The following is a 6810-nucleotide window of genomic DNA, read 5'->3' on the forward strand; positions in this document are numbered from 1 at the left end:
AAACGCATGATGGCCAGGAACAGCGCCACCCCTGTGGTCGAGCCCGAGGTCAGCAGCGGTTCCATGGTAAAGCCCGAAGCCACCGCCAGCAGGCCACCGACGATCAATACCGGCTTGCGCCCGTAGCGGTCGCTGAGCCAGGCCGACAGCGGCGTGGCCAGGGCCATGAAGACCACCGCAAAGCACAGCAGGCCAAGGAACGTCTCACGGCTGTAACCCAGCGTGGTCACGCCGTAGCTGAGCGAGAACACCGTCGAGATGTAGAACAGCGCGTAGCACACCACCATCGCCGCAGCACCCAGCAGGGTTGGCACCCAGTGCTTGGCGAACAGGTCGACCACCGGCATCTTCACGCGCTCATGCTGGGCAATGGCTTTGGCGAACACCGGGCTCTCTTCGAGCTTGAGGCGCACATACAGGCCCACCAGTACCAGGGCGGCGCTGAGCAGGAACGGGATGCGCCAGCCCCATTCACGGAATTGCTCGTCACTGAGCACCAGGGCCAGGGTCAGGAACAAGCCGTTGGCAGCCAAAAAGCCGATCGAAGGGCCCAGCTGCGGGAACATGCCGAACCAGGCGCGCTTGCCCGGTGGTGCGTTTTCGGTCGCCAGCAGCGCCGCGCCGCCCCATTCGCCACCCAGGCCCAGGCCTTGGCCGAAGCGCAGCAGGCAAAGCAGGATCGGCGCCCACACGCCAATGCTGTCATAGCCGGGCAGCACGCCGATGGCGGTGGTGGAGACGCCCATCAACAGCAGCGACGCCACCAGGGTCGATTTGCGGCCGATACGGTCGCCAAAGTGGCCGAACAATGCCGAGCCCAGCGGGCGGGCGAGGAAGGCAATGCCGAAGGTCAGAAAGGCCGCGAGCATCTGCGCGGTGCCCGACCCGGAGGGGAAGAACACCGGGCCGATCACCAGCGCGGCGGCAGTGGCGTAAACGTAGAAGTCGTAGAACTCGATGGCAGTGCCAATGAAGCTGGCGGTGGCCACCCGCGCGGGCGAGTTGACCGGCGCGGCAGGCGCTTGGGCATAGGTGCTGCTGGTGGTCATTAAGTAGGTCCCTAACAGTCTGGTCGTGCGCCACGGGCTTGATCCGCGAGGGTGCGTGCTGCATCAATGGGCAGGCACCGTTGCGCGGACGCCGAAGCGTATTGTTCTTTTGCTCGCTCGACTGACGATAGCCCAAGGGGGGTAGGGGCGGGCGCGGGTACTGTTCGGGGTATTGAAACAGGGCCGCAGGGCGTGTCAGTGGAGCGGACTGGCCGTGGGGCGCCGGGTGCGGGTAGCAGGCGGGACGGCGGGGCTGGGTAAGCGTGGCCCGAGTATAGCTAGCGGGTCACGGTCCACACCAGTACCTTGCTGGCGCAATTGTCCTCTGTTTCGAGGATTTCCAGGCGATATCGGCCGATCTTCAGGCAAACCGCGCTTTCCGGGATGCTTTCCAGCGCTTCGGTGACCAACCCGTTGAGGGTTTTCGGCCCGCCATCGCAAGGCAGGTGCCAGCCCAGGGTGCGGTTGATCTCGCGCAGCGAGGCGGTGCCTTCGATGACGAAGGTGCCATCGGCCTGGGGGTGTACGTGCGGGTTGTCCAGCCCCTGTTCGTCTTCGAATTCGCCAACGATTTCTTCGAGGATGTCTTCCAAGGTGACGATGCCCAGCACCTCGCCGTATTCGTCCACCACGACGCCCAGGCGGCGTTGCTGCTTGTGAAAGTTCAGCAACTGCATCTGCAGGGGTGTGCTTTCCGGGACGAAGTAGGGTTCGTAGCAGGCGCCGTGCAGCTTCTCCAGGGTCAGCTCTGCCCTGGGCAGCAGGTGGCTGATCAGCTTGGTATTGAGGATCGCTTCAACCTGGTTGATATCGTTGTGATAGACCGGCAGCCGGGTGTGCCGGCTGACGATCAACTGCTCGATGATGCGTTCGATCGGCTCGTCCAGGTTGATGCCATCGACTTCGTTGCGCGGCACCAGGATGTCGTTGACGGTGACTTTGTCCAGCGACTGCAAGCCATCGAGCAGGCCGTGGCGCACTGGCTCGTGCGCTTCGTCTTCGTCGAAGTCGTCATCTTGCTGTGGGTGCAGGGCTACCGCCGTAGGCTGCGCGCGGAACGGGCGCAGGATCAGCTTGGCGCAACCATCGAGCAGGCAGGCCAGTGGCTGCAGGATGGCCAACGGCACCTTCAGCAGGCTGGCACCCAGGCTGACGAACGCCTGTGGGTTACGCCGCGCCAGGCGCCGCGGCAGGAACTCGGCAAACACCAGCAAGGCCAGGGTGGCGCCCAGCCCGGCCAGCCAGAAACCGTGTTCGCCGCTGTAGCGCTGGCCGATCAGGCAGGCCAGGCCCAGTACCAGCAGCTTGCCCAGGCTGGCGCACAGCACCAGTGCCTGGGCGGGCAGGGGGGCTTGCCCGTCGTCGCCATTGCGTAGCGAGCCATTGAGTTGCAGGCGTGCGGCATCCACGGCACTGAACAGCGCCGACCACAGCAGCGCCAGTGCCAGGGTGCCGAATAGCGGGGCGTACGGCAGGGTGTCCATGGGCGGCCGTCAGATATGCAAGATGAATTCGCGGACCAGCTTGCTGCCGAAATAGGCCAGCATCAGCAGGCAGAAACCGGCCAGCGTCCAGCGGATCGCTTTGTGGCCACGCCAACCCAGGCGGGTGCGGCCCCACAGCAGAACACTGAACACCACCCAGGCGACGCAGGCCAGCAAGGTCTTGTGCACCAGGTGCTGGGCGAACAGGTTGTCGAGGAACAGCCAGCCGGAAATCAGCGACAGCGAGAGCAGGCACCAGCCGGCCCAGAGGAAGCCGAACAGCAGGCTTTCCATGGTTTGCAGCGGCGGGAAGTTGCGGATCAGCCCGGACGGGTGCTTGTTTTTCAACTGGCGGTCCTGCAGCAACAGCAGCAGCGACTGGAACACGGCAATGGTGAACAGGCCGTAGGCCAGGATCGACAGCAGGATATGCGCGAGGATGCCGGGCTCTTCGTTGATCAGCGGCACGGTGCCCGGTGGCGCGAACTGGGCCAGCAGCGCCGTGACCGCGCCCAGCGGGAACAGCAGCACCAGCAGGTTTTCCACCGGGATGCGCAGGCACGCCAGCAGGGTCAGAGTGATGACCGCCACGGCGATCAGGCTGGCGGCGCTGAAGAAGTCGAGGCTCAGGCCCAGCGGGGTGATCAGCTGGAAGAACAGGGCGCCGCTCTGGGCGATCACAGCAAGGGCACCGAGCAAGCCCAGCAGCCGTTTGTCGGACTTGCGGCCCTGGGCCAGGTGCGAACCCTGGTAGAGGGTCGCAGCTATATAAAGGCCGGCGGCGATCAGGTTGGGGATGAGGCTGGGTGAGGAGAACATAAGTCCTGGTTGGCGAGCCTTAAAGAGACGGAGTTTGGCATAGTGAGCTGCAAGCTGGAAGCCGCAAACTACAAGCAAGGGCTGATGTGCAGGCTGGGCGCTTTTCCTTGTGGCTTGCAGCTTTGAGCTTGCCGCTCGGAAGCCAAGGTGTGCGCCGCCGTCGCACTTCGCTATAATCGCCGCCTTGCTGTGCCCTGGGGGTGTGCATTTCCCCCTCGGCGCCTGACAAACCTCGGCTTTTACTGGGCCAGAAAGGATCACCATGTTCGAAAACCTGACCGACCGCCTGTCACAGACGCTGCGCCATGTCACCGGCAAGGCCAAGCTGACTGAAGACAACATCAAGGACACGCTGCGCGAAGTACGCATGGCGTTGCTCGAGGCCGACGTTGCCTTGCCGGTGGTCAAGGATTTCGTCAACAGCGTCAAGGAGCGTGCGGTCGGCACCGAAGTGTCGCGCAGCCTGACCCCGGGCCAGGCCTTCGTGAAGATTGTCCAGGCCGAGCTGGAAAGCCTGATGGGCGCGGCCAACGAAGACCTCGCGCTGAACGCCGCACCACCGGCCGTGGTGCTGATGGCTGGCTTGCAGGGTGCGGGTAAGACCACCACCGCCGGCAAGCTCGCGCGCTTCCTCAAAGAGCGCAAGAAGAAGAGCGTGATGGTGGTGTCGGCCGACGTCTACCGCCCGGCGGCGATCAAGCAGCTGGAAACCCTGGCCAACGACATCGGCGTGACCTTCTTCCCGTCCGACATCAGCCAGAAGCCTGTCGCCATCGCTGAAGCGGCGATTCGCGAAGCCAAGCTCAAGTTCATCGACGTGGTCATCGTCGACACCGCCGGCCGTCTGCACATCGACGCCGACATGATGGACGAGATCAAGGCGCTGCATGCCGCGGTCAAGCCGGTCGAGACCTTGTTCGTGGTCGATGCCATGACCGGCCAGGACGCCGCCAACACCGCCAAGGCCTTTGGTGAAGCCCTGCCGCTGACCGGCGTGGTGCTGACCAAGGTCGACGGTGATGCCCGTGGCGGTGCCGCACTGTCGGTGCGGGCCATTACCGGCAAGCCGATCAAGTTCATCGGTATGGGTGAGAAGACCGAGGCCCTCGAGCCGTTCCACCCCGACCGCGTCGCGTCGCGCATCCTCGGCATGGGCGATGTGCTCAGCCTGATCGAACAGGCCGAGCAGACCATCGACAAGGCCAAGGCTGACAAGCTGGCCAAGAAGTTGAAGAAGGGCAAGGGCTTCGACCTCGAAGACTTCCGCGACCAGCTGCAGCAGATGAAGAACATGGGCGGCCTGGGCGGCCTGATGGACAAGCTGCCGAGCATTGGCGGGGTCAACCTGTCGCAGATGGGCAACGCCCAGGGCGCGGCCGAGAAGCAGTTCAAACAGATGGAAGCGATCATCAACTCCATGACCCCGGCCGAGCGCCGTGACCCTGAGCTGCTCAGCGGTTCGCGCAAGCGCCGCATCGCCATCGGCTCCGGCACCCAGGTGCAGGACGTCGGCCGGCTGATCAAGCAGCACAAGCAGATGCAGAAGATGATGAAGAAATTCTCTGCCAAGGGCGGCATGGCCAAGATGATGCGCGGCTTGGGCGGCATGATGCCTGGCGGCGGCATGCCCAAGCTGTAAAACCGATTCAGGCCAGTGGCGGCAAGCCCGCCGCTGGCCGGAACCCGCTTCGGCGGGAACACTGTCGCCTCATGAGCAGGCGGCTTAATAGCAGATCAGCAGGCTGGCCTTTTTATTTGAAGTAAAAAGGCATTTGCAAATGTCCGGATATTCCTTGAGAATGTGCGGCCTTTCGGGCACCCGTGTGCCCGCTGTGCATCATGATTTGCAGCACCGACTACAGGAACGATGTTCAATGCTTACCATTCGTCTTGCCCGTGGCGGCTCCAAAAAGCGCCCGTTTTACCAACTGACCGTAACCGACTCGCGTAACCCGCGTGACGGCTCCCACATCGAACAGGTTGGCTTCTTCAACCCGATCGCTCGTGGTCAGGAAGTTCGTCTGTCCGTTAAACAAGATCGCGTTGCTCACTGGCTGAGCATCGGCGCACAGCCGTCTGAGCGTGTTGCTCAGCTGCTGAAGGAAGCTGCCAAGGCTGCTGCCTGAACTGTATGAACGCGACGCCAGAAAAGGCTGACGACCTCATCGTCGTTGGCAAGATTTTTTCGGTTCACGGCGTTCGCGGCGAGGTGAAGGTGTATTCCTTTACCGATCCGATTGAAAACCTGTTGGATTACCGTAACTGGACGCTTCGGCGCGAAGGGTCGGTCAAGCAGGTAGAGCTGGTCAGTGGCCGTTCCAATAAAAAGGAGCTGGTCGCCAAGCTCAAAGGGCTCGACGATCGTGACGAAGCGCGTCTTCTGAGCGGTTACGAGATTTGCATCTCGCGCAGCCTTTTGCCCAACCTGACGGACGACGAGTACTACTGGTACCAGTTGGTCGGTCTGAAAGTCATCAACCAGGACGAACAGCTGTTCGGCACGGTTGATCACCTGTTGGAGACCGGCGCGAACGATGTAATGGTGGTCAAGCCTTGCGCAGGCAGCCTGGATGACCGTGAGCGCTTGTTGCCCTATACGGCGCAATGTGTGCTGGCAGTCGACCTTGAAGCCGGTGTGATGCGGGTCGAATGGGACGCGGATTTCTAACTGATGGGTAACCTTCGCGTAGAAGTCATCACGTTGTTCCCCGAGATGTTCTCGGCCATTACGGAGTACGGCATTACCAGCCGCGCGGTGAAGCAGGGCTTGTTGCAAGTCACTTGCTGGAATCCGCGGGACTACACCAGTGATCGCCACCACACGGTGGATGATCGGCCTTTTGGCGGTGGTCCGGGGATGGTGATGAAGATCAAGCCTCTGGAAGATGCACTGGCCAGTGCCAGGCAAGCGACCGGAGCAGCGGCAAAGGTGATCTACCTTTCGCCACAAGGCCGCAAGCTGGATCAGCAAGCGGTCAAAGGCTTGGCCGAACAGGAATCTCTGATCCTGATCGCCGGCCGTTATGAAGGCATTGACGAGCGTTTTATTGATGCTCATGTCGATGAAGAGTGGTCGATTGGTGACTATGTGCTTTCCGGTGGTGAGCTGCCGGCCATGGTACTGATCGATGCGGTTACGCGGCTGCTGCCCGGAGCTTTAGGGCATGTAGGCTCGGCGGAGGAAGATTCCTTCACCGATGGCTTGCTGGATTGCCCGCACTACACCCGACCTGAGGTGTATGCGGATCAGCGTGTACCCGACGTGTTGCTAAGTGGCAACCATGCACATATCCGGCGATGGCGGATGAAGCAGTCCCTTGGTAGGACCTTCGAACGACGCGCCGATCTTCTGGAAAGTCGCTCACTTTCTGGAGAAGAGAAAAAGCTGCTCGAGGAATACCTCCGCGAGCGGAACGATAGTTAACGTATCGATGGTGGATCACGTTTGTCCACCTTAG

7 protein-coding genes are annotated in these 6810 nt (G+C 62.1%); 4 read left to right on the forward strand and 3 right to left on the reverse strand.

Translation table 11 applies throughout. The features are described from left to right. The 3 genes from NP534_RS24860 to NP534_RS24870 form a co-directional block, all read right to left on the reverse strand. On the reverse strand, positions 1 to 1049 hold a 1049-nt coding region (locus tag NP534_RS24860; RefSeq protein WP_274100470.1), incomplete at its 3' end, for an MFS transporter. 278 nt (positions 1050 to 1327) lie between these two features. Then, positions 1328 to 2533 (reverse strand): transporter associated domain-containing protein, encoded by a 1206-nt coding sequence (locus NP534_RS24865; RefSeq protein WP_033700963.1) that lies wholly within the window; start codon positions 2531 to 2533, stop codon positions 1328 to 1330. 9 nt (positions 2534 to 2542) lie between these two features. Then, complete coding sequence (locus tag NP534_RS24870) at positions 2543 to 3352, reverse strand: cytochrome C assembly family protein (RefSeq protein WP_033700961.1); 810 nt, start codon at positions 3350 to 3352, stop codon at positions 2543 to 2545. Positions 3353 to 3614: 262 nt separating this feature from the next. Here NP534_RS24870 and ffh point away from each other — a divergent pair, with 262 nt between their 5' ends. The 4 genes from ffh to trmD all read left to right on the forward strand — a co-directional run bounded on the left by ffh (position 3615) and on the right by trmD (position 6776). Continuing rightward, positions 3615 to 4991 carry a signal recognition particle protein gene (gene ffh, locus NP534_RS24875; RefSeq protein WP_033700960.1) on the forward strand — a complete coding sequence of 459 codons (1377 nt, stop codon included), beginning with the start codon at positions 3615 to 3617 and terminating at the stop codon, positions 4989 to 4991. Positions 4992 to 5226: 235 nt separating this feature from the next. Further along, on the forward strand, positions 5227 to 5478 hold the full coding sequence (gene rpsP / locus NP534_RS24880) for a 30S ribosomal protein S16 (RefSeq protein WP_016501232.1): 252 nt from the start codon (positions 5227 to 5229) through the stop codon (positions 5476 to 5478). A gap of 5 nt (positions 5479 to 5483) precedes the next feature. Further along, on the forward strand, positions 5484 to 6020 hold the full coding sequence (gene rimM, locus NP534_RS24885) for a ribosome maturation factor RimM (RefSeq protein ID WP_016501231.1): 537 nt from the start codon (positions 5484 to 5486) through the stop codon (positions 6018 to 6020). Positions 6021 to 6023: 3 nt separating this feature from the next. Then, positions 6024 to 6776 carry a tRNA (guanosine(37)-N1)-methyltransferase TrmD gene (trmD, locus tag NP534_RS24890; protein WP_033700958.1) on the forward strand — a complete coding sequence of 251 codons (753 nt, stop codon included), beginning with the start codon at positions 6024 to 6026 and terminating at the stop codon, positions 6774 to 6776. The last annotated feature ends 34 nt before the right edge of the window (positions 6777 to 6810 follow it).

The organism is Pseudomonas sp. 39004, from assembly GCF_028682155.1.
In the GTDB taxonomy this organism is placed as follows: Bacteria; Pseudomonadota; Gammaproteobacteria; order Pseudomonadales; family Pseudomonadaceae; genus Aquipseudomonas; species Aquipseudomonas capeferrum.